Below are 25,026 nucleotides of genomic sequence, written 5' to 3'. Positions count from 1 at the left end.
CTCTAGAGAAAAGAAAATCAAAATCGCAATTCATCCTTTTTCAGTTAAAAGAAATAATAAGGTTTAGAAATGAGTGATTCTTTGAATTCGTCAGATAAAAAAGAATTGTGGAAAAGTTTACAAGATTATAATAACGATCCTGAATCTCTGAAGTTAAAACACAACGAATTTTTAGACGAAGTAACGGAAAAATTCGATCCAGAAAAAATTTCCGGAATTTCACGTAGAAAATTTTTAGCTCTTCTTGCGGCTTCTACCGCGCTTACTGCAACCGCATGTACAGACTACAGAGATAAAGGCGAGATTATTCCTTACAACAAACTTCCGGAAGAAGTTTTTCCGGGAGTCGCAAACTACTATGCATCAACATGCAACGGATGCGGACAAGCTTGCGGAATCCTAATAAAGACACGCGAAGGAAGACCGATCAAAATTGACGGCAACCCGGATCACCCGATTAACCAAGGAAAGATTTGCGCTAAAGGACAGGCAAGCATTCTAAATTTATATGATCCGGAAAGATTGCACGATCCGTTGTATAATAAAAATGTTGTTAGTTGGAAAAAAGTTGATAACCAAATCATCTCATCATTAAGTGAAACAATTAGTAACGGGAATGAAATTGCGATTGTTACAGGATTAATTTCGTCTCCAACAACTAAAAAAGTATTAGATGATTTTGTTGTGAAATATCCAAAAACAAAAATTTATTCTCATACATTACTTAATGATGAACAAAGAAGAAATGCCTGGTATGAATGTTACGGGACCTTCGATTACCCATCAATTAAATTTGATGAAGCAAATATAATTCTCGCCCTTGATGCCGATTTTCTTGGAAATGAGGGGAGCTATATTGAGAACATGAGAAAGTACGCGGCAAAAAGAGAAGTAGTTGGAAAAACTGATTTCAACCGCCTCTATGTTGCAGAAGGAAGAATGAGTTTGACCGGAATGATGGCTGATTACCGTGTAAGTCTTTCACCCGTAAAGCAGTATCAGTTCGTAATGACTTTGATTAACGAATTGATTAAAAACAGTTCTGCATTCTCTTTGGACGTAGCCGCAAAATCTAAAATTGAAAAATTCCAGCTTTCATCCTTGAACTCTAATGAAAAAGAGAAAATTTCTTATTTGATTAATGATTTGAATAAGAACCGTGGTAAGTCCATAATTTACGCTGGCGATACTCTTCCGAAAGAAGTTCATATCGCGGTAAATCTATTAAATGAAGTACTCGGCAATATAGCTCTTTATGATTATTCATCAACTTCAAAGTCGGTAGTAAAGCAATCAACGCAACAAGAAATCTCACAACTTGTTGATTCAATGAGTAACGGTAAAGTTGGTGTGCTGATTCAATTTGATTGCAACCCGGTTTTTACATTGCCCGAAGATTATGGATATTCATCCGCTCTAAAAAAAGTACAAACTGTTATCACTCTAACTGAAACCGAAAATGAATCTTCGGCAGCCGGAAATTATACTTTGCCGATAAATCATCCATTTGAATCTTGGGGAGATGCTTACATACGAAGCGGAGTTTATAGTTTACAACAACCGGTAATATCTCCAATCTTCAATACACGGCAAAAAGAATCGATTCTACTAACTTGGATCGCGGATGATTCCAATTCTTTCAAAGAAGATTATTATCATCAGTATTTGATGAATAATTTCAATGCGACAATTTTTGCAAAGAAAAATGCTCTTTCGGATACAAAAACTTTTTGGTACTCTGCTCTTCATGATGGCGTAGTTATATTCAATGAGTTATCTCAAGATTCTAAGTTTAACTTAAATTCTTTTTCATCTTCAAAAGAAATTAATCCGACACAAGGTTATACAGTTCATTTGACCGAAAGTTATTTTCTGGGTGACGGAAAATTTTCTAATAACGGCTGGCTTCAGGAATTACCGCATCCCGTTTCGAAAGTAACTTGGGATAATTACGCATCAATCTCACCAAATCTTGCAAAACAGCTTTCAGTTGAGATGAATGATCTAGTTGAAGTTAAAGTGAACGGTAAGAATTTAACTTTACCTGTTCTTGTTCAACCCGGTGTTGATACTAACACAATCAACATTGAACTTGGTTACGGAAGAAAAATTGTTGGAAATGTTGGCAAAGATGTAGGATTTAATGCAGTCACACTTCAATCAAAAAACTATTCGTCTTCACCTTTTATATATGAGAACATTTCGATACAAAAAATTAGCGGATCACATAAACTTGTTTCAACTCAAGAACATCATTCGCTTGATGATACTTTCGTTAAGGATATTCACCGTAAGAGAAATATCATTCAAGAGGGTACTGTTGAAAAGTATAAGAAAGAACCAAACTTCCTTCATGCTGAGAAAGAAAAACTTTTCAGTATTACTACCGAACATAAATACACCGGACATAAATGGGCTATGGCTATTGATCTCAACAAATGTACAGCTTGCGGCGGATGTGTAACTGCATGCAATGTTGAGAACAACGTTCCTGTTGTTGGTAAGGATCAAGTGGAAGTCGGTCGTGAAATGCAATGGTTGAGAATTGATCGTTATTATTCCGGCACTCCGGATGAACCAATTATAAGTCATCAACCAATGCTCTGCCAGCATTGCGATAACGCTCCATGCGAAAATGTTTGCCCTGTTAACGCAACTAATCACAGTCCCGACGGATTAAACCAAATGGTTTATAACCGTTGTGTTGGAACCCGATATTGCTCAAATAACTGTCCATATAAAGTAAGACGATTCAACTTTTTCAATTACCGAGATCACTTTGCAGATTCATATTATGAAAACGATTTGACTTCGCTTGTTCACAATCCCGAAGTTACAGTCCGTTCCCGCGGTGTGATGGAGAAATGTACATTCTGCGTTCAAAGAATCATGGAAGCACGCTCAAATGCGATTCGCGATGGAAAAGAATTAAAAGGAACAGATGTTGTTACTGCCTGCCAGCAGGCATGTCCAACAACGGCAATTACATTCGGAGATGCAAACGATCCGGATTCATTAGTCGCAAAACTTAGAGATCACGATTTGTCTTATCATGTTTTAGAAGAGCTAAATGTTAAACCGAACGTAACATATATTGCCAAACTTCGAAATACTCATTCAGAGGAGATACTGTGAGTACTTTAGATTATACTAGAGAAGTATCAGTTATAGAAGGGAAACAATCGTTACGCGAATTAGATGAATTAATTGCAAAACCTCTTGATACTAAACCTGATAGAAAATATTACATCGCTTTATCAATAACATTATCATTAGCATCTTTACTTGTTATCGGTCTTGGTCTAACTTTTTATTATGGTATCGGAATGTGGGGAAACAATATCCCCGTTGGTTGGGCTTTCGATATTACTAACTTTGTTTTTTGGGTCGGTATTGGTCACGCCGGTACATTGATTTCGGCAATTTTATTTTTATTCAGACAAAAATGGAGAACCGGAATTGCGCGAGCTGCAGAAGCAATGACAATATTTGCTGTAATGACTGCAGGATTATTTCCATTGATCCATGTAGGGCGTCCATGGTTAGCCGGATATCTTTTCCCTTATCCAAGTCAACATTCGGTGTGGGTAAATTTCACATCACCATTACTATGGGATGTATTTGCTGTTTCAACCTACTTAACAGTTTCATTAATCTTTTGGTATGTTGGATTGATTCCCGATCTTGCAACTTTACGTGAGAAAACAACTGGTAAAATTAAAAAAGTATTCTATTCAACATTCAGTTTGGGCTGGCGATTTTCGAACCGGCATTGGCAGCATTACGAAATGGTTTATTTAGTACTTGCCGGTTTTGCCACACCACTCGTACTTTCTGTGCATACAATTGTCAGTTTCGATTTTGCAGTTTCAATTCTTCCCGGATGGCATTCAACAATATTTCCTCCTTACTTTGTCGCGGGCGCCGTATTCTCTGGATTTGCCATGGTTCAGAATGTTTTAATAATTGTAAGAAAAATTTTCAATTATGAACATATCATCACGCTCGATACTCTCGATAAGATGAATAAGATTATGCTACTTACTGGATCTATGGTTGGATATGCTTATGCAATGGAATTTTTTATTGCTTGGTACGGCGGCGTAGAAGCTGAAAGATTTACATTTTTGAATAGGGCACTCGGTCCTTACGCATGGGCATATTGGACGATGATAACATGCAATGTAATTACCCCGCAGCTTTTCTGGTTCAAAAAAATTAGAAGAACAATTCCGGTGATGTTTGTAATTGCAATATTCGTCAATGTCGGAATGTGGTTTGAGAGATTTGTAATTATAGTTACATCGCTTTCAAGAGATTTTCTACCCTCAAGCTGGCACCATTATACACCAACTTATGTTGACGGAATGATCCTAGCCGGAAGTTTTGGATTTTTCTTGACGTGTGTTCTTTTATTCATAAAGACTTTACCGGTAATATCAATGGTAGAAGTAAAATCTGTTTCAAATGGCGCTCAACCTTCTCATAAGGAACATCAATGATGAGCGAAAAAATCTTATATAGTTTTGCGGCAATTTTTGATTCACCTGACCAAATTTCACATGCAGCCGAGAAAGTAGTTGAGCAAGGCTACACAAAGTATGATGTCCATACTCCTTATCCGCTGCATGGAATGGATAAAGTAATGAAGCTGCCGCCATCTAAGCTTAGCTATGTTGCTTTAGTATTTGGTTTAGCCGGAATGATAGGGGCATTTTTGAGCTTGTGGTGGGTTTCGGCAATTGATTATCCTATTGTAATAGGCGGTAAGCCACTATTTTCATTTCCCGCTTATATCCCGGTTGTATTTGAAGTAACTGTATTAACGGCTTCTATTGCAACGGTACTAATTATGCTTCTTATCTTTTTCAAACTTCCGAATAATGCTCATCCGCTACACGGTACAGATTACATGAAAAAAGTTTCTGCCGACAAATACGGAATTAGTATTCAGGCAGATGATCCAAAGTTTGATGAGGCCAAAGTTAGAAATTTATTTGAATCGGTTCATGCAAAAGAAATTTATTCTGTTTACTGGGATAACGAAGAACTAACTCATAAGCACAAAATAATTGAGCCGAAATTTTTAACTTTTCTATTTGTTGTTGCTTTAATTTCATCTGGAGCAACTTACTTCACTCTCAATAAACTTATGTTTATGCTTCCATTTAATTGGATGATGGAACAACCAAAGCAAAGTGCGCAGCAGAAAAGTTTAGTTTTTTCTGATGGATTTGGAATGCGTCAGCCGGTTGCCGGAACTGTTGCCCGCGGTTACATGCCTTACGAATTTAAAGGTCAGCCCGATGTTGCCGGAGAAAAATTGGTAAACCCAATTCCTATCTCTAAAGAATCATTAAAACTTGGTCAAATAAAATTTGATATCTATTGCAGTCCTTGTCATGGTTATCATGCCGAAGGCGACAGCAGATTAAGAGGACAATTTCCAAATCCGCCGAGTTTACATTCGGAAAAGGTTAGAAATTGGAGTGATGGAAGAATCTTTGCAGTCTTAACGGAAGGTCAAAATACTATGCCGTCTTATGCAACTCAACTTTCTGTTGAAGAAAGATGGGCGGTAATAAATTATTTGCGTGTATTACAAAGAGCGCTTAACGCTAAGGAGTCGGATCTACAATGAGTTCTTCTACTGTTGAATATCAAAAGAAAGAACTGCCGGGTAAAGTTAAATCGGTCGGTCTGATTTTATTGATCGTAGGAATGATTATAGTAATTCTTGGTTATATCGTCAATCCAACCAGAGCCGCATATAACAATATCATTGGATTTACTTTTCTCGCGAGTATTGGAGTCGGCTCACTCTTTTTTGTTGCTATAGAATATGTCGCTGGCGCTGTGTGGAGCACACCTTTCAGAAGGATAGGCGAATTTCTGTCATCGTTAATAGTAATTCTTCCGATTCTTTTTGTTCCGCTTTTGTTAAACATGAACAATGTTTTCCATTGGACTCATCCCGCACCAACCGATAAAATATTAGTAGATAAGGCGCCATATCTTAATGTTAGTTTTTTCATCATTCGTGTTGTTGTGTTTTGGTTGATTTGGTTGGCATTCTATTATTTCATCACCAAAAATTCTCGAACGCAAGATTTGACAAAAGACCAAAGTTTAACAAAAAAGAATATAAAACTTTCCGCCATCTTTATGCCGGTATTTGCATTAACAATTTCGTTCGCCGCTATTGATTGGCTCATGAGCCTAGCACCTCATTGGTTCTCTACAATATTTGGTGTTTACTATTTCTCCGGAACCGTACTAGCCGCACTTGCGGTTGCAACAATATTTATAATTCCCTTGAGCGAACGAGGTTATTTAGTTAAAGGAATTAATACAGATAGTTACTATAGCCTTGGAGCGCTTCTTTTTGCTTTCACAAATTTCTGGGCATACATTGCATTCAGCCAGTTCTTACTAATTTGGTATGCAAATCTTCCTGAAGAAACAATCTGGTTTTTGGCACGCTGGGAAGGGAACTGGAAATTTGTAACAATTGGAATGTTGGTGTTTCGTTTTTTGATTCCTTATGTAGGTCTTCTCTCTCAGCCAGCTAAGATGAATCCAAAAAGATTAATAATTATTGCAGGCGTTATTTTATTCGCTCACTATTTTGATTTGTACTGGCTGACTGCCCCTAACTTCAGCAATGGAGAGGTAACATTCGGATGGATTGAACTGGGATTTCCAATTATGATAGCAGGTTTGGTAATTCTTGTCTTTATTTATAAATCTAGAAAGGAAAACCTTGTTCCTGTAGGCGATCCAAAACTTAAACGTGGAATTGATTTTAGATTATAATCATATAGAAAAATGAACTCATACAAAAAACCGGAAGATGAAATAAATTTTAAAGAATTATTGAAAAACCCCATCCGTTTATTCGGCTGGATCTTTCCATTATTCTTAGTTCTAATTCTTGTACTTGGAATTTATTTCGTCAAACACTTGAATGAAATTTCATTCAATGTTCAGACTGTTGGTATTACAGATTCAACTTTAATTAAGAAAGATATTGAGTTGAAAAGGGGAGGAGTAACTACTCCAGTTAATTTAGAACTTGTAAAATCTCCTACGCCGGAATTTATTGCGAGGGGGAAAGAATTATTTAATACAAATTGCAAATCATGTCACGGCGAAAACGGGTTGGGCGATGGACCCGCAGGAGCGGCATTAGTTAAAAAGCCAAGAAATTTTCATTCAACGGAAGGCTGGACTAACGGAAGAAACATTGATCAAATGTATAAAACTTTACAAGAGGGAATTGTTAAAAATGGAATGGCAGCTTATGAATATATTCCATCGTCTGATCGATTTGCTATTATTTCATATATAAGAACATTCGCGCAATTTCCGGAAATTACTTATGATCAATTAATTCCACTCGATGCTGCGTATAACTTGTCAGCTGGAACGACAGTCCCAAATAATATTCATGTCAGCTTGGCAGAAAGTAAATTGATTGAAGAAAATTCATTAGCGAATCAAAAATATTTGAGCTTTCAAGCAAAAATAAATTCGACACCGGAGAATGCCCAGGTTCAAACGATCAAAAAATATTCGATTAATCTATCAAAAATTTATACATCATTTATCAGATCTAACGGAGAGCAAAACCTTGACAAATTTGTAAATGATGTTTTGGCGAATCCGATCAATGCTGGTTTTCGCCCGGCAGTTGTTGAATTATCGAAGGATGAATGGAAAAACTTGTATGATTATTTGAAATCGACAACAATGTGAATAGATAAATGAAATTATTTAGAAACAACATATCATGGATTGCGGCAGTAATCATTTCCTTTTTATCATACAATCTATACGCAGAGGGAAAAATCAAAATTGGAATTGATGAACAGCTAGGAAATCATATACCTCTTGATTTGACATTTCAAACTTCGGACGGGAAGACTGTTGCCTTAAGAGATATTATAAACAAACCTACAATTCTTGCTCTGGTGTATTATGAATGTCCCGGTCTATGCAGTCCAATGCAGTCCGAATTAGCATGGACAATTGATAAGATTCAATTAGAACCGGGCAAAGATTTTCAAGTAATTAGTTTGAGTTTTGATCCCCATGAGACTCCCGAAATTGCCGCGAAATGGAAGCGAAGTTACCTTCAGACTATTAAAAGGAATTTCAATCCAAACGATTGGATCTTTTTAACCGGCGACAGTACAAGCATTAAAAAAGTAACCGATGTATGCGGATTTTATTATAAGCCAACAAATAAAGATTTTACTCACGCTACAACATTAATTTCAATTTCACCCGATGGAAAAATATGCCGTTACCTTTTTGGTATTGATTTTAATCCATTTGATATGAAAATGGCTTTACTTGAAGCCGGGAGCGGAAAAGAAAATCCTACTATATCAAAAGTTTTAAGACTTTGTTTCAGCTACGACCCAAGCGGTGAAAAGTATACATTAAATGTTACAAGAATTTCCGGCGCAGTAACAATTGTAGGTGTCGGTATTTTTCTTGCTGTAATGTTGTTAAAGAAGAAAAAAGTTAAGAATGAAGGAGCTAAAATAAATGGCTAACGGAACTATTTCTCCAACGGATCTGCCTGTTCCTAAAGCGGAAAAATCTTTTTACGAACAGAGTACGAATAAATATACTGGTATTCTCTCCTGGTTGCTTACAAAAGATCATAAGAGAATCGGACTTATGTATATGTATGCAATCATCTCATTCTTCCTGGTTGGAGCTATCATTGGCATACTTATGCGCCTGGAGCTACTTTCTCCCGGCGGAAAATTATTTTCTGCGCAGACGTACAACTCGTTGTTCACTCTGCACGGGGTGATAATGATTTTCTTGTTTATCATTCCCGGAATTCCAGCGATATTTGGAAATTTCTTTTTACCAATTCATATCGGAGCGCGGGATGTTGCTTTCCCAAGATTGAATTTACTTTCATGGTATGTATATATGGTTGGGGCAATACTAGCATTAACCTCATTGTTTTTACCCGGCGGTCCCATAGATACCGGCTGGACTTTTTATATTCCTTATAGTGTAAGAAGCGGGTCGAATGTTTCTCTTGCAATATTTGCCGCGTTCATTCTCGGTTTCTCATCAATATTAACCGGGATAAATTTTGTAACAACTACACATCGTTTACGTGCACCGGGAATGTCTTTTTTCAAAATGCCTTTGTTTGTATGGTCAGTATACGCAACTGCCTGGATCCAAATAATTGCAACACCAGTTATAGCAATTACAATTCTCCTCGTAATTATCGAGAGAGCTTTCGGTGTTGGAATTTTCGACCCGGCACTCGGAGGTGATCCGGTCTTGTATCAGCATATGTTCTGGATCTATTCACATCCGGCAGTTTATATAATGATCCTGCCCGCAATGGGTGTTGTTTCCGAAATCATCCCGACTTTTGCACGAAGGACAATTTTCGGATACAAGCAGATTGCGTATTCATCTTTGGCAATAGCTTTTATCGGCTACCTAGTTTGGGGGCATCATATGTTTTCAAGCGGACAAAGCGATACAAGCAATTGGATCTTTTCATTGTTAACTTTTCTTGTTGCGCTTCCCAGCGGTGTAAAAATATTTAACTGGGTTGCAACTATGTATAAAGGTTCTATCGATCCTCAGCCGCCGTTCTTGTGGGTGATGTCATTCATATTTTTATTTTCTATTGGAGGTTTAACCGGTCTGGTGCTCGGATCATTGGCAACAGATATACATCTAACCGACACATATTTTGTGGTTGCACATTTTCATTATGTTATGTTCGGTGGAACCGGGACAATATTTATAGCGGCATTTCATTACTGGTTTCCAAAAATGTTCGGAAGAATGTACAATATGAAGTTCGCAAAAATATCGGCTGTAACTTATTTCATAGGTTTCAATATGCTTTACTTCCCGAAATTTATAATGGGTTATATGGGAATGCCTAGAAGATATTATACTTATCTCCCACAGTTTACACCGTATCAGGAAGTTTCAACGGTTGGCTCTTGGATTTTAGTTAGTACTTTATTTTTCATTGTCGGGTATTTTATTCACGCATACTTAAAAGGACCTAAAGCCACTTCAAATCCTTGGGGCGGGGTAACATTGGAATGGCATATCTCTTCTCCTCCACCGATGGAAAATTTTAAAGAGATACCGGTAATAACTCACGAGCCGTACGATTTCAGTCAATTGAAGGAGATGACGAATGAGTGATCATCACGATGCAGTTGCAGAAGTGAATCTCGCACACCGGGATGATGTAGGTGCCAGAATGGGAATGTGGCTTTTCCTTCTAACCGAAGTCTTATTGTTCGGCGGTTTATTTTTGATCTATTCTGTTTACCGTTATCAATATCATGATCAATTTAGAACTGCAGCTATGGAATTAAATACCGGCATCGGAACACTGAACACAATAATTCTTTTAACGAGCAGTTTAACGGTTGCTATTTCCATTGCCGCCCTTCAAAAAGGGAATAAATTATTATCGGTCACCATGCTTTCACTAACATTGATTATGGCGTTTATGTTTTTGGTGAATAAATATTTTGAATGGGAAACTAAATTTTCTCACGGAATTATTCCCGGCTCTAAAGAGTTGACTTCAAAACCAAACGGGCAAATTCTTTTCTATGGTTTGTATTTTGTTATGACGGGTCTTCACGCGCTGCACGTAATAATCGGGATGATAATCTTATCATTTATGCTAGTCTTCATTATAAGAAAAAAAGTTACTCCTGATAACTATGTTAAGCTGGAAAACTCCGGACTATACTGGCACCTTGTTGACTTGATTTGGATTTTCTTATTTCCACTATTCTATTTAATTCAATAGTAGTCGGTACATTAAGAAGGAAGATTCATGGAAGCAAATAATAAACAGCATCATATCAGTTACGGAACATACATTTTAGTATGGATGGCTCTTCTGGCATTTACTTCAATAACTGTTACTGTTGCGGGAGTTAATTTAGGCAGATATACACTTTTCATTGCTCTTTGTATTGCCGCTATCAAATCGGCTTTGGTCATAAATATTTTTATGCACATAAAATTTGATGAACCAATATTTAAGGTTTTCATTGCACTGAGCGGATTTACATTGTTCATTGCATTCCTATTAACATTTTTTGATATTCTTTATCGTTGAGGATTTGAAATGTCTCCAGCTCCAACAGCTCATGTTGAATCAGTAGATTTTGTAATGCTCTATATTGTAGCAGTTTCGGTTGTTCTTCTAATCGGAATTACTGCAACAATGATTTACTTTGTATTCAAATACAACCGGAAGAAAGGTCATCAGCCCGTTGATATACATGGTAATTTATTGCTTGAGATCGTCTGGATTGTAATTCCGACTCTTCTTGTACTTTCGATGTTTTATTTCGGTTATACCAGTTATAGAGAATTTAGAGAAAGACCCGAAAATCCTTTTGTGGTTAACGTTACCGCACGCATGTGGCAGTTTACATTTCAATATCCCAATGGTATTAAAACGGATACACTTTATGTTCCTCAGCATACTGCAATTGATTTGGAAATGAAATCTTTAGATGTTAATCACTGTCTTTATATTCCAGCATTTCGAATAAAAGAAGATATTATATTCGGTCAGACCCACCATCTTTACTTTACACCGCGAGAAATTGGTAATTACGATATCGCCTGTGCTGAGTATTGTGGATTAGATCATGCGAAAATGTATACTAAGGTGAAAGTAATCAACGACAATGATTTTACAAAGTGGTACGGCGGTCCCTGGCAGCCTGTAAAAACTGAAACACCAACCGAGTAGAGATTATTTTGATCGAATTAATGAAAAAACATATTGCAATAATTTTGGAACTTGGGAAGGTGCGAATTACTTTCTTTGTCGCATTCTCAACTTCGGTTGGATATTTATTTCATTCCGGAAAATTTGAACCGGCATTGATTCTGTGTGTCTTGGGTGTCTTCCTGCTTGCTTGCGGTTCTTCTTCAATTAATCATTACCAGGAAAGATTTACAGACGCGATGATGGAAAGAACAAAGGGAAGGCCCATTCCATCTGGGAGAATTTCTGAACGTTATGCAATAATTGTATCAATTACATTAGTAGTTGCTGGATTGGGAATAATTTATTTCTCCTCAAATATTACTGCATTATTACTCGGAGTAGTTGCGTTAATTTGGTATAATGTTATTTACACTCCGATGAAGAAAAAATACGCAATGGCAGTAGTACCGGGATCGGTAATCGGTGCGCTTCCTCCAATGATTGGATGGGTTGCATCCGGCGGTTATGTATTTGATAAAGAGATTTTAGCTTTGGCATTTTTCTTTTTTATCTGGCAAATTCCTCATTTTTGGCTTTTGTTATTGATTCACAGTAAAGATTATGAGAGAGCAGGATTCCCAACTCTAACAAAAACGTTTACAGATTTTCAGCTTGGCAGAATTACATTTGTTTGGATTGCCGCTCTAGCAACAAGCTGTTTGTTAATTCCATTCTTATCTTTTTCTTCAAGTATTTATGCTGCGGCTATGATGTTTATTCTTGGAGCCTGGCTTTTGTGGCAAACGAAATCAATCCTTTCTAATTATCTCGAAAGAATAATATTCAGGAAAGCATTTCTGAAAATTAATTTTTATGTATTGGCAGTTGTAATAATTATATCATTAGATAAACTATTATTTAAAAGTTTTTAATTGGTTAAATTATGGATGTATTAAATAATTCGGTTCTACCTCAATCAGAGCACCATCTGGTATTGCTTAAATATCTTTTGTCGCTGACTTTTAGTCTTTTCTTCCTGTACATTAGTATTGTTTTCGGTTCGCTCGTCTATTCATTATTCTTTAGAAGAAAAGCAGAAAAATATGACGATCAAAGAGCTAATCGGTTTTCGAAAGAACTGATCGACATTATCACCTTTAATAAAGTTGTTACAATTGCATTCGGTGTTGTACCTATTTTAAGTGCCGTATTTGGTTATGCACAGCTATTGCATAACAGCGGTTTGAACGTCTCGGAATTCTTATTGCTTGCTCTTTTATTTTTAATGGTGGCCCTATTTTTAGTTTACACTTATAAATATACTTTCCATCTAAAAGAAATATTCCAATTTGCCGAAGATAAGAATCTTAATGATGCCGGTGGAGTAGAATTAAAGGGAGAAATTTCCTCTTATTCTGCTAAGACACGAAAATTACATCGTCAAAGCGGTTTCTATGCAGTTATATTTTTAGCATTCACTATTTACCTAGTCTTGAGCGCAGTGCAACTTGCATCCGATACTTCTAATTGGGCAAGTGGCAATAATCTGCTTAGCTTAATTTTCTCATTTTCTGCTTTGATTGATTTTTCACAATTCCTCGCCGGTGCCTTTGCAATTACATCAGCACTTGTTTTATATCTATCGTTTAGACATAAAAAAGAAATTGAACTTGATGATAATTACACATCATTTGTTAAAAAATTTAGTCTACAGTCAGGTTTAGTTGCAACACTTATTCTGCCTTGTATAATTGTACTAAATGTTATGACAAGGCAGATTAATTCACTCTCATTCGATTTTTTCGGAATTGTAGTTGTAATACTGATTCTACTTCTACTTACTGCTATTATTTTTTATCAGATGATAAAAGATTCCTCAATTAATTATAGTACACCCGCGATTATTTTTCTGGTACTTGTGTTTTTATTTCTTGTGATCAAAGACCAGTTAGCATTTGATACTGCAACTAAAATGCAAACTGCAAATCTTGTAAAAGAATATGATTCTTACGAAAAGAAGACTCAAGAAGAAATGGGTGTAAGTGCACCTATAAGCGGTGCCGATATATATAACGGAAGATGCATCGCGTGTCATAGTTTCGATCATAAAGTTGTGGGACCCCCATACAATACTACAATGCCTAAGTATGAGGGGAAGAGAGATCTTCTAGTAAAGTTTATTTTGAATCCGGTAAAAGTGAATCCGGATTATCCGGCAATGCCAAACCAAGGACTTAAACCAAAAGAAGCTGAAGCTATTGCTGATTACCTCTTAAAGACTTATAAAAAAGGGCAATAGTATAGCTTATTTTTTTTGATGATATGAAAAAGCCCAATAATGGGGCTTTAATTTATTATTAAAAAGCTACCCAGCACGATAAGTACAAATTATTGTTATCCGATGCAGCACGGCCTTGCCCATCATAATTATCACTACTTCCGTTAAACTTAGTATAAGCTAAATATTGAACTGCTAATTTGGTATTGTACCAGGGTAGGTAATCAAATTCAAATATTAAACCGTTACTGTTGGGAATTCCATTTATACTGCCATTAACACTCTCCGGTGCATATAAGAGTGCGTCACCATCACCTGTTATTGAAAAGTAACCTAAAGAGAATCCTATTTGACTATGCAAATAGTAGTTGCCTACTAATCTAAAAGAATCTAAAGTTCCCGATAGATTTGTTGTATTGCCTGCTGTAAAATCTGCATTGGAAGTTCGTGATTCATGAATCAATGACCCATGAACTGTGAACATATTATTATCAATAACTTTTTCAATATTCAAGTCAAAACCAACATCTGTATATTGATCTGTTAATCCTGAAACGCCAATGGGATAAAGGTTAGCAGATAAGCCGTATGTTCCAAGTTCTAAATAAAAAGTATCCCATTGTTTTTGCAGAGCTAGACGCCAATAAGGAGCAACTGATTTTAGTACGCTTGTTGAACTTGAATCAGGCGGGTTTTGTGCTCCTTGCTGAGCGGATCTGTATAAGGAAATTTCAGTATAAATTAAATTATTCCATAAACTATAAACACCGAGACCGGCTACACTCTGGGCTAACCCGCCTTCAATCAGTGTTGAAGCCATTGGACTAGGAGAGACGGATGATGAAGTAAAAGGAAATCTCCAGCTTGGTGTGCTGTTCCAAAGATCCTGCATAGATGGGTTATTGTTCAACGTAACACCATAGGTAAAACTTTCATTTGCAAATTCTGTTTGATCTGCAAATCTTATCTCAGAATTATCCAAACCAATAGCGCCGTCTTGATCACTGTAAGTTACCTGTATAAAGCTTCCAATTTTTGGAGTAATAGCTCCACCATAAAATAAGCTAAACTGTTGAGGAAGAGAAAAATTACTGTTCTGTGTAGACGGTTGTTCTTTACTCTTGTAAGTATATGATGCAATCATCATTGCAGAAATTGGCGGGATTTTAGTTATTCTTAATGCAACGGTTTCACTATCAGACATAGCTTGAACTGTTTCGGAAGCAACTAAAGTGTATCCGTTTAGTTTGAATAATCTACCAAAAGCATTGAGCTCTGGAAAGATTGTATGGCAAGTGTTGCATGATAAGTTTGTCTGCCTTGCAAAACTCGGGATAGCGGATGTATTATTATACTCCACTAAGATAAAGAGTAAGAAAAATATTGCGCTGTGTGAAAACCATCCATATAAATATCTCATACTATTCTCCCGGTTGATTATTTTTTCCTGAGTTGACGGATATAATTAACTAGTCCCCAGCGTTGTTTTTCGGTTAGAGCATCTTTCCACGAAACCATTGGAGGATTGCCAGTTGTTATTTTCCAGAAGATGGCGCCGTCTGACTGTAGCTGTACTTTTTCTGATGATAGGTTTTTGGGTTTTGGATTCAAGGCGGCAGCGGCCGGACCGTTACCTTCTCCTTTATCACCATGACAGCTTGCACAATTAGTTGTATAAGTAATTTTGCCATCCTTTGTTACTTTAAGATCTGCTTCTAAAGGATTCTTCATTTTATCTGCAAATGGGGGAGCCTTCCATTCGACTTTACTGTTTTGATTAATTACAGTGATCGGATTACTTGAATTTGTCTTAAAAGATGAAGCAAGAATAAATCTAGTGAAGATAAAAGTAAGTATAAATAAAACAGTGACGAGTAATGGCAATTTGTATTTCATTTTTAATCTCTCCTTAAACATTTAGTCTGAAATAATTGATTATTTCATCTGTTTAACACTATATAATCCTAAATAATTCCATATAGAATAAAAATCAATTTCCCTTATTTACAAATCACATTATTACTAATTTGTAATAGCTATATTGAGTTGTTAAGGAAGAGGAAAGACCATTCTGTGTGTCACTGATAACTGTGGATTTTAGAAGAAATTGAGTCGATTTATTCAGTTCGAAATCCACTAAACAATTTTAATCCGTTTGCGATAATTACTCAACGAGTTTTACTTGAAATCACATCACATGACACTAAATTAAATTAATTTCACTACGACAATATAATGGCGTTTCTATACTTTGGCAGGATTAGTGAAAAATAAAAAAACAATACTTTTGGTTGAGGATGAAGAGCTTTTAGCGATGACTGAGACTCGCTGGCTCAAAAAAGCTGGTTACGATGTAATTAATGTTTTTAACGGCGAACAAGCCATTGCGATTGTCTATAAATATAAAGATCCAATCGACTTAATTCTCATGGATATAAATCTGGGGAGCGGAATTGACGGAATCCAAGCTGCAAAAGAGATCTTACATAAACACGATATACCAATAATATTTCTTTCTTCTCATACTGAAATTGAAATTATAGAAAAGACGGAGCAAATTGCCTCCTATGGATATATTATAAAAGATTCAAAGGAATTTGCACTTCTTGCATTAATTAAAATGGCATTGAAACTACATAATGTTAACAAGGAATTGAAGTCAAAAGAAAATTCTTATGCTTCACCCAGAGCAAGTTCAAATGCAACAAAATTGGAAGATAATCTTAGCAATTCCGAATTGCATCAATCTTTTAGCCTGGAACAATTAAAAGATCGCCTTCAAAAATTTCAGATGGGTATAAATCATTCCGAAGACGCAATATTTATTACAGATAAAAATGGTAGAATTGAATTTATCAATAAAGCATTCGAAAAAATTTATGGCTACAACAGAGAAGAAATAATTGGTAAAACACCCCGTATAATGAAATCAAATTTATTATCCCAGTTTACCTATGAACAATTTTGGTCCACATTATTATCTAAAAATTCAGTTAGAGGAGAGATCCAAAATAAAACAAAAGATGGGCGTTTAATTACAATTGATGGTTCGAATAATCCAATCTTGGATGATTCTGGTGAGATTATCGGTTTTTTGGGAATTCATAGAGATGTCACTGAACGGAAATATGCTGACAATTCTTTACAAGAAAGAGAAGAACTCTTCCGTTTAATGGTTGAAACCAGCCCTGATATGACAATGGTTCAGGATAAGGATGGATTTATTACGTTTCTCAGTCGCCAAGCAATATCAGTAATTGGTCATGACCCGGAAAAAATTAAGGGTCAAACATTTCCGAGTTATATACATCCGGAAGACAGCGAAATAGTATTTAAAAAAATGCTGGATGCATTGACAGGTAAAGAAATAAATGATTTTGAATACAGATTTATTGGACAGGATGGTGAAGTGAATTGGCTTTCTCATACCGCTAGACCTCTGATCATTGATGGAGAACTAATAAGTGTTTTTAGTACAGTAAGAAATATTACTGAACGCAAGAATACAGAGATTAAACTTCGAGAAAGTGAAGAGAAGATGCGTATTCTTGTTGAGGGTACTCCTTATTTTTTCTTTTATACTCAAGATACTTCAGGTAATGTCACATATATTTCTCCTTCTATAAAGAATATTACAGGTTATAGTGTTGAAGATTGGATCGGTCAAAAACATTGGTTTGCAATTGATTCAGAACTTAACAATTTAGCCAAAGCTAAAACCCAAATACATCTTTCGGGTAAGGATGAATATGGTGCCACATTTGTAGAAATCCGGCACGCCAATGGCGGAGAAATTTTGCTTGAGGTATATGAACATCCAGTAGTTAAAAATAATAAAGTGATCGGACTTCAAGGAGTTGCACATGATATCACGATGCGGAAGCGGGCAGAGGAAGAATTAAAACAAAGTGAAGAACGATTTCGTGCTATTTTCGAAAACAATTCTGCTGCTATTGCTATTATAAATCCAGATACTACAATTTCAATGGTGAATGATGCTTACTGTCAACTAAGCGGTTATACTAAAGAGGAAGTATGCGGCATAAACTGGACTCAACAAATACCGCCTGATGATCTGGAACGCTTAAAAGAATATAACAGAAGAAGACTTCTTAATCCAAACGATGCTCCCAATAGATATGAATTCAAGTTTTATAATAAGAATGGTGAAATAAAACATGGCCTAATGTCTATCTCACTTACAACCGGAAGTCAAAAAATAATTGCATCTTTTACAGACATAACAGAACATAAAAACGCGGAAGAATCCTTACAAGAATCAGAGTTACAATATAAAACCCTTTTTGAAAATGCCAATGACGCAATCATAATATTCGAGCCGGAAAATGAAATTATCTTGGAAGCTAATCATCGGGCATTAGCGACTTATGGATTCTCAAGATCAGAATTCATCGGAATGAGTCTTAAATCCATTTCGAAAGATGTTGAAGTTGGAGAAAAACAATTGCAGCAGTTACTTAAGCAAGGAACATATGACGAATTTGAAACCGAGCAATTCAGAAAAGATGGAACTGTAATTCATCTGCTTATAAATTCTTCTATTATTGATTACAAAGGAAAGACAGCAGTCCTTTCAATAAACCGGGATATTAGCGAGCGTAAACGAATTTATGAAGATAGTATTTACAATCACTCGCTCTTAGATACTACAATTGAATCGACGGCAGATGGAATTCTTGTAATTGGCAGAGATGGTAAAATTTCAAAAGCTAATCAAAAGTTTGCAGATCTCATGAATATTCCGGCTTCACTTATTGACTCCGGTGAAGATAGTCAGATGTTAAATTTCGTTCTAGAGCAACTTAAAGATCCAGAAGCATTTATAAAAAAAGTAAAAGAATTATATGCAAACCCGGAATTGCAGAGTTATGACGTCTTAGAATTCAAAGATGGACGCTTTTATGAACGGCTTTCAATACCTCAGAGAATGGGAGACGAAATTATAGGTAGAGTGTGGAATTTCCGCGACATTACCACACGTAAAAAAGTTGAATTGGTACAAAAAGCACTTTATGAAATTTCCGAAGCAACATTTATTGCAACTGACATGGACGCTCTTTACAAAAGAATTCATGAGGTTATTTCGACGCTAATTACTGCAAAGAACTTTTACATTGCAATTTATGACGAAAAATCAGACTTGATTTCTTTTCCTTATTTTGTTGATGAATTTGATCCGCCGCAGCCGACTAAAAAAACCGGGAAAGGACTAACCGAATATGTTTTAAGAAACGGAAGGGGAATGCTGGTTGATTCAAATTTGGATTTGCAGCTCAGAAAAATGGGAGAAGTGGAACTGATTGGAGAACCTCAAGCAATCTGGCTTGGAGTTCCGCTCAAAGTAAATGGAAAAACTATTGGTGTAATTGTTTGCCAAGATTACGAAAATGAAAATGCTTATGACGAAACTGCAATGCAGCTTTTAACTTATATAGCAGAACAAGTTGCACAAGTTATTGAACGAAAAAGAAGTTCCGACGAAATTCAAAAAATCTCAGATGAACTTCTCCAGCTTAACCAAACCAAAGATAAATTCTTTAGTATAATTTCACATGATCTCAAAAATCCGTTTCAATCTATCAACAGCGCTCTTAAACTATTGCTTAGTGAAGAGGAAACTCTCACTGATGATGAAAGAAATAATTTTCTACACGGAATTCTAAATACATCAACAAAAGCTTATTCATTGTTAGAAAATTTGCTGGTCTGGTCAAGACATCAAATGGGAAAAATTGATTATAAATCCGAAAAAATTGAACTATATGAAGTAATAGTTGGCAGTTTTGTACTGTTGAGAAATAGTGCTTTTTTAAAAAATATTACTCTTATAAATAAAATTGAGCGTGGTATTTACGTAATTGCCGATAGAAATATGCTGGATACCGTAATAAGAAATATTATTACTAATGCAATCAAATTTACGCGGGAAGACGGTACCATTGTAATAGAATCAAAAATTGAAAATGACTTAATCGAAATAATGGTGATTGATAACGGTATTGGGATTCCTGCTGAAAATTTAAAGAAACTTTTTAGAATTGATCAATCAATTTCCACGCAGGGGACAAAAAACGAAACCGGAACAGGATTAGGTTTAATTTTATGTAAGGAATTTGTCGAAAAAAATAACGGTACAATTCATGTCGAAAGTGAACCCGGAATCGGAACAAAAATAAGCTTTACATTACCAATCGTTTTATCTTAACTTCTTATCGAATTATAGAAAGAAACCTGTAAACAACTGAATAGTTTTTTATCTTTCCGCTGTTACTTATCTCATTTTAAAATAAATACCGGAGTTTAATGCTCACTGTTCTGGAGTCCTTGAAATTATCTTCCGAATATCTTGATAAGAAAGGAATTGAATCGGCACGATTGAATGCCGATCTTTTACTTGCTGAAATACTAAAATGCAAGCGTTTAGATTTATACTTAAAGTTCGATCAACCGTTGAAAGAAAATGAGATTGATAAATACCGCGAATGGATTGGCAGAAGAGGAAAATATGAACCGCTCCAGTATATTATCGGCAAAGTTGAATTTTATGGTCTGGAATTTAAAGTAACTCGGGACGTTCTAATCCCGCGCGCCGAAACTGAGATCCTTGTTGAAGAAATTATAAAGTTTTGTAAAGATAAAACCGGTTTGCATATTTTAGATATTGGTACGGGAAGCGGAAACATTCCGGTTGCACTGGCAAGAAATTTAGAGGATGTAGAGATTACTGCGGTTGACGTTTCTGCTAAAGCACTCGAAGTTGCAAAAGAAAATGCTATTCTGAACAATGCCGAATCTCGGATTAAATTTATTCATTCAGACGTTGCTCACTTACCAAGAGAGGCTGGTTTATTCGATCTTGTCATATCGAATCCACCGTACATAAGTGCGGAAGAATATCCTACGCTGCAAAAGGAGATCAAAGATTATGAACCAACTATCGCATTGACTGATTCTAATGACGGTCTCGATTTTTATAGAATGATTACCGAGAAATCTAAATCATTTCTGAAAATTGGGGGTAAAATATTTTTTGAAATTGGAAAAGATCAGTTTGAAGATGTTGAGAAAATCCTTTCTGGAAATGATTTCTGTAATATTGAGATCATAAAAGATTATCAGCAAATTGAACGGGTAATATCGGGAGAGTTGAAATGATTGCGTTGGTCCAACGAGTTTCTGAAGCTTTCGTAACGATTAATAATCCGGAATATTTCTCTGAAATAAAAAAAGGAATGGTAATTCTTCTCGGCGTCAAAGAAGGGGATACTTATGAGGATCTTTCATTCGTGGCTGATAAATGTTCTAATCTTAGAATATTTTCCCGAAGGGATCCCTTTAATTCGGGAGAAGATGAAAATGAGAAAATGAATCTCTCTTTGAAAGATGTTGATGGAGAAGTTCTTGTGATATCTCAATTTACATTATATGGCGATGCTAGAAAAGGAAACCGTCCTTCTTTTATAGAAGCCGCTCGTCCGGAAATTGCTGAAGAAATGTATAATAAATTTATTCAGCGGATGAAAAGTAATCTTGGCGATGAAAAAGTTAAACACGGAATATTCGGTGCGATGATGCTTGTGAAAATATTTAATGACGGTCCGGTCACTATCATTGTTGAATCAAAAAGTGAAAAGAGGGAGTAGGTTGCATTCAACGATAATGGTATTCATAGACGGAGTCGGAATCGGGAAAGAAGATTATCAGAATAATCCTTTTTTCAAATACGGATTCAAAACATTCTCCGAAATATTTGGTACAATACCACATCTGGGCAATCAGAAGTTAAAAGGCGAAAATGCTTTTTTCTTTCCGGTAGATCCTCTTATGGGTATTCCCGAAATACCATTAAGCGGAACAGGTCAAACAGCGATATTTTGTGGAGTGAATGCATCGAAAATTATAGGGAAGCACTTTGGTCCATATCCGTATTCTACATTGGTGCCGATTATAAAAGAAAAAAATATTTTTCTGGAATTCATGAAAAGAAAAAAGAAAGTTGCATTTGCCAATGCATATCCCAAAGTATTTTTCGATTATGTTAATTCCGGCAGAAGACGATTAAGCGTAACAACATTAAGTTGTATATTGAACGGTATGAAGTTGAATAAAATATCCGATCTTCATAAAGGTAATGCACTCAGTGCAGAAATAGATAACCGGCGATTGGTTGAAAGGATGAATTATAAGTTACCGATCATCAAGGCGGAAACTGCAGCAAACAGACTTTTACGAATCGGTTCAAAAAATCATTTTACTCTTTTTGAAATCTTTCATACCGATCACTTAGGACACGGCAGAAATATTGAGTGGTTGGAATACACAACCGGTGTACTGGACCGTTTTCTTTATCACTTGATTACTAATCTGACAAAAGAGATGACTTTAGTTGTCTGTTCTGACCACGGAAATTTTGAGGATCTCTCAATAAAAATGCATACACTTAATCCAGCAATCGGAATTTCAGCTGGGAAAAATGCAGAATTCCTTTCCAAAAAGATTAAGAAATTGTATGATATAAAACCGGCAATTATGGAGATGTATGATTGAATAATTATCCGCTCATAAGGTTTGTAATAATCTTTATAGTTGGAATTATAGCTCAATCAATTTTGCACTTACCCATTTCTATAATAATAATTCTTTTTACTCTTCTGCTCGGCTTCACAATTAGTCTGCTCATTATCAAGAAAGAAAAACTGGAATTCGTCAAGAGCATTTTGCTTTATTCTTCAATTCTGTTATTCGGCACGGTCTATCTCGGCTTATTCAATCAAACTGAAGTTCGTTATCCATTCCCGGAGCCAAAATATTCAAATGCAAAAATTGATGGAACCATTAATCGATTGGAATTAAAACGAGATGGTAGGATTAATCTATATCTAATCAGTAGCTCTGTTAAAATAAAAGAAAAGATTTATGTTGAAAAATATAATCTCCTCTGCTCCATTTATGATGACAACAAAAAAACAGAAAAATTATTTAATGGGTTCTCCGTTGGGAACAAGATAAGTATTAAAGGAACTGTGCAGCAGCCGAGGAGCGAGAGAAATCCAGGTGAGTTTGACTATGAAAAATATCTCAACAGCAAAGGAATTGTCGCAATTGTAAATGTTTATAATACCGATAGTGTAAAGTCCATTTCTAAAGAAATGTCTGTTGTGAAGAATTTAATTTTTCAAATTAGGAAAACGGTAGATGAACAAATCAGCATTCTTCATAACAAAACTACCAGCGCTCTATTGCGAGGATTAATTCTTGCCGACAGAAGTTTAATTGATTATCAGGTTAATGATTATTTTATAAATGCAGGTGTTGTACATGTTCTTTCGGTCTCCGGTTTGCATGTCGGATATATAGTTCTGATCTTTTTGGTACTCTTCAATCGCTTCAATATTTACACGCGCTATTTGCTAACATTTGTTGGATTACTGTTCTATCTAATTATAACCGGTGCAGATGCGCCTGTGTTCAGATCAACATTAATGGCGTTAGTATTGCTTGCGGCTCCGTTAACCGGAAGAGATTACAACAGCTTAAATTCACTCTCATTTTCCGCTCTGATTATTTTGCTGATAAGTCCTAATGAATTATTTAATCCAAGTTTTCAGTTATCATTTTCGGCAATCTTATCGCTCATTATTATTTATCCGCCGCTTAAAAAGTTTATTGATAATCTTCATATCAAACCAAAAGCACTTAATTGGATTGTTATATTTTGTATGACATCAATTGCGGCACAGCTTGGAACTCTTCCGTTCACTCTTACATATTTTCATAGGCTTTCGGTTTCGGCGCTTTTAGCAAATTTCGTTGTCATTCCGGTTTCGGGTGCAATTGTTGCTCTTGGTATATTATCCATTGTAATTGGTTCAGTATCGCATTGGATCGGTTCAGTATTTGCTTCTGCAAACGAACTGATGACATATTTTACTTATTGGTTTGTCCAATTATTAGGAAAGAAAGAATATTCATATATAACCATAAATCAATTTTCGGTTTATGATGCTGTAATCTTTTACTTAATCCTAACCCAAATCTTTTACATACTCAAAAAATTTGTCACTTCATCCGCAAAAATAATTGCGGTTTTTGCTTCAATAACACTCATGGTATTGCTAATGCGTTTTGATAATTATGATTTGATGCCGAAGAATACTCTATCGGTTATGGCAATAGATGTTGGGCAAGGAGATGCATTTCTAATAAAATTCCCTAATATGAAAACAGCGTTGATCGATGCCGGCGACAGAACCGAATATTTTGACAACGGAAGCCGGGTAATTCTTCCGCTTCTTGATAAACTTGAAATTGATACACTTGATTATGCGTTTATCTCGCACGTTGATTCTGACCATTATAGGGGAATGGAAGCAATTGTAAAGGAACACCGAATAAAAATGATCTACAAACCTAAAATTGATTCTTCATCAGCAAGTGATTTAGAGTTCGAAAAATTATTGCGCACTCAGAACTATAAGCCGTATTATTATTCCAAAAAGATTATTTCGATTGGGAATTCGCGTATTTATGTTTTGAATGACACAATAAACAATTATTTTGAATCTCAAAATTCTAATGATAGAAGCGGAATGTTCAAATTAGTTGCCGGTCGTACTTCATTTCTTCTCACAGGCGATGCAAGCGTAACAGCTGAAGCTAATTATCTTAATACTTATAAATCTTTTCTGCGGTCGAATGTTTTGAAGATTGGTCACCATGGAAGCAAATCAAGTTCAAGTGATGAATTTATAAAAAATGTGAAGCCGGAAATTGCGATTATAAGTGCGGGAATAGCTAACAAATTCCGGCACCCAAGTAAAGTAGTATTGGAAAAGTTGACTGCAAATGATATCCGGATTTATCGCACAGATAAAAACGGTGCATTATTATTCCAATCCGATGGCAGATCGATTACCCCAATTAATTGGAAGCAGATGAAAGCCGGTTTTAATTATTAATCCATGACAGA

19 protein-coding genes are annotated in these 25,026 nt (G+C 35.8%); 17 read left to right on the top strand and 2 right to left on the bottom strand.

From position 1 onward, the window contains the following. Positions 1–69: 69 nt before the first annotated feature. Genes NTX65_01995 through NTX65_01940 form a run of 12 tightly spaced genes read left to right on the top strand, consistent with a single transcriptional unit; the run spans position 70 to position 14,057 of the window. The gene (locus NTX65_01995; protein ID MCX6168082.1) at positions 70–3,135 is read left to right on the top strand and encodes a TAT-variant-translocated molybdopterin oxidoreductase; all 3,066 of its coding nucleotides are present in this window, start codon (positions 70–72) and stop codon (positions 3,133–3,135) included. Further along, positions 3,132–4,502 carry a polysulfide reductase NrfD gene (gene nrfD / locus NTX65_01990; protein MCX6168081.1) on the top strand — a complete coding sequence of 457 codons (1,371 nt, stop codon included), beginning with the start codon at positions 3,132–3,134 and terminating at the stop codon, positions 4,500–4,502. Before NTX65_01995 ends, nrfD begins: the two co-directional genes overlap by 4 nt. Further along, positions 4,499–5,641 (top strand): DUF3341 domain-containing protein, encoded by a 1,143-nt coding sequence (locus NTX65_01985; GenBank protein MCX6168080.1) that lies wholly within the window; start codon positions 4,499–4,501, stop codon positions 5,639–5,641. Before nrfD ends, NTX65_01985 begins: the two co-directional genes overlap by 4 nt. Then, positions 5,638–6,816, top strand: a complete 1,179-nt coding sequence (locus NTX65_01980) for a quinol:cytochrome C oxidoreductase (protein MCX6168079.1) — start codon at positions 5,638–5,640, stop codon at positions 6,814–6,816. The genes NTX65_01985 and NTX65_01980 overlap by 4 nt, the downstream gene beginning before the upstream one ends. Before the next feature lie 12 nt (positions 6,817–6,828). Then, complete coding sequence (locus NTX65_01975) at positions 6,829–7,758, top strand: cytochrome c (protein MCX6168078.1); 930 nt, start codon at positions 6,829–6,831, stop codon at positions 7,756–7,758. Positions 7,759–7,766: 8 nt separating this feature from the next. Continuing rightward, entirely contained in the window at positions 7,767–8,564 is a 798-nt protein-coding gene (locus NTX65_01970; GenBank protein MCX6168077.1) for an SCO family protein, read from the top strand. Beyond that, positions 8,557–10,215 carry a cbb3-type cytochrome c oxidase subunit I gene (locus NTX65_01965; protein ID MCX6168076.1) on the top strand — a complete coding sequence of 553 codons (1,659 nt, stop codon included), beginning with the start codon at positions 8,557–8,559 and terminating at the stop codon, positions 10,213–10,215. Before NTX65_01970 ends, NTX65_01965 begins: the two co-directional genes overlap by 8 nt. Continuing rightward, positions 10,208–10,837 (top strand): cytochrome c oxidase subunit 3 family protein, encoded by a 630-nt coding sequence (locus NTX65_01960; protein MCX6168075.1) that lies wholly within the window; start codon positions 10,208–10,210, stop codon positions 10,835–10,837. The genes NTX65_01965 and NTX65_01960 overlap by 8 nt, the downstream gene beginning before the upstream one ends. Before the next feature lie 27 nt (positions 10,838–10,864). Beyond that, entirely contained in the window at positions 10,865–11,152 is a 288-nt protein-coding gene (locus tag NTX65_01955) for a cytochrome C oxidase subunit IV family protein (GenBank protein ID MCX6168074.1), read from the top strand. A 9-nt stretch (positions 11,153–11,161) separates the two neighbouring features. Continuing rightward, complete coding sequence (gene coxB / locus NTX65_01950) at positions 11,162–11,797, top strand: cytochrome c oxidase subunit II (GenBank protein MCX6168073.1); 636 nt, start codon at positions 11,162–11,164, stop codon at positions 11,795–11,797. Positions 11,798–11,817: 20 nt separating this feature from the next. Continuing rightward, a complete protein-coding gene (locus tag NTX65_01945) occupies positions 11,818–12,690 on the top strand; it encodes a protoheme IX farnesyltransferase (protein MCX6168072.1) in 873 nt (290 codons plus the stop codon). 11 nt (positions 12,691–12,701) lie between these two features. Further along, on the top strand, positions 12,702–14,057 hold the full coding sequence (locus NTX65_01940; protein ID MCX6168071.1) for a cytochrome c: 1,356 nt from the start codon (positions 12,702–12,704) through the stop codon (positions 14,055–14,057). A gap of 58 nt (positions 14,058–14,115) precedes the next feature. Here NTX65_01940 and NTX65_01935 read toward each other — a convergent pair whose 3' ends face one another. Both NTX65_01935 and NTX65_01930 read right to left on the bottom strand, forming a co-directional pair. Further along, a complete protein-coding gene (locus NTX65_01935) occupies positions 14,116–15,456 on the bottom strand; it encodes a hypothetical protein (GenBank protein ID MCX6168070.1) in 1,341 nt (446 codons plus the stop codon). 17 nt (positions 15,457–15,473) lie between these two features. After that, the gene (locus tag NTX65_01930; protein ID MCX6168069.1) at positions 15,474–15,932 is read right to left on the bottom strand and encodes a cytochrome c; all 459 of its coding nucleotides are present in this window, start codon (positions 15,930–15,932) and stop codon (positions 15,474–15,476) included. 367 nt (positions 15,933–16,299) lie between these two features. Here NTX65_01930 and NTX65_01925 point away from each other — a divergent pair, with 367 nt between their 5' ends. The 5 genes from NTX65_01925 to NTX65_01905 all read left to right on the top strand — a co-directional run bounded on the left by NTX65_01925 (position 16,300) and on the right by NTX65_01905 (position 25,015). Next, a complete protein-coding gene (locus NTX65_01925) occupies positions 16,300–20,262 on the top strand; it encodes a PAS domain S-box protein (protein ID MCX6168068.1) in 3,963 nt (1,320 codons plus the stop codon). Between the two features lie 98 nt (positions 20,263–20,360). Continuing rightward, a complete protein-coding gene (prmC, locus tag NTX65_01920; GenBank protein ID MCX6168067.1) occupies positions 20,361–21,212 on the top strand; it encodes a peptide chain release factor N(5)-glutamine methyltransferase in 852 nt (283 codons plus the stop codon). Next, the gene (dtd, locus tag NTX65_01915) at positions 21,209–21,700 is read left to right on the top strand and encodes a D-aminoacyl-tRNA deacylase (protein MCX6168066.1); all 492 of its coding nucleotides are present in this window, start codon (positions 21,209–21,211) and stop codon (positions 21,698–21,700) included. Before prmC ends, dtd begins: the two co-directional genes overlap by 4 nt. 1 nt (position 21,701) lies before the next feature. After that, a complete protein-coding gene (locus NTX65_01910) occupies positions 21,702–22,604 on the top strand; it encodes a metalloenzyme (GenBank protein MCX6168065.1) in 903 nt (300 codons plus the stop codon). Continuing rightward, positions 22,601–25,015 carry a DNA internalization-related competence protein ComEC/Rec2 gene (locus tag NTX65_01905; GenBank protein MCX6168064.1) on the top strand — a complete coding sequence of 805 codons (2,415 nt, stop codon included), beginning with the start codon at positions 22,601–22,603 and terminating at the stop codon, positions 25,013–25,015. The genes NTX65_01910 and NTX65_01905 overlap by 4 nt, the downstream gene beginning before the upstream one ends. Positions 25,016–25,026: the final 11 nt, after the last annotated feature.

Source organism: Ignavibacteriales bacterium, from assembly GCA_026390795.1.
Classification (GTDB): Bacteria; Bacteroidota; Ignavibacteria; order Ignavibacteriales; family Melioribacteraceae; genus Fen-1258.
Note: the sequence above shows the minus strand (reverse complement) of the source record. Positions and strands in the feature narration are given on the sequence as shown.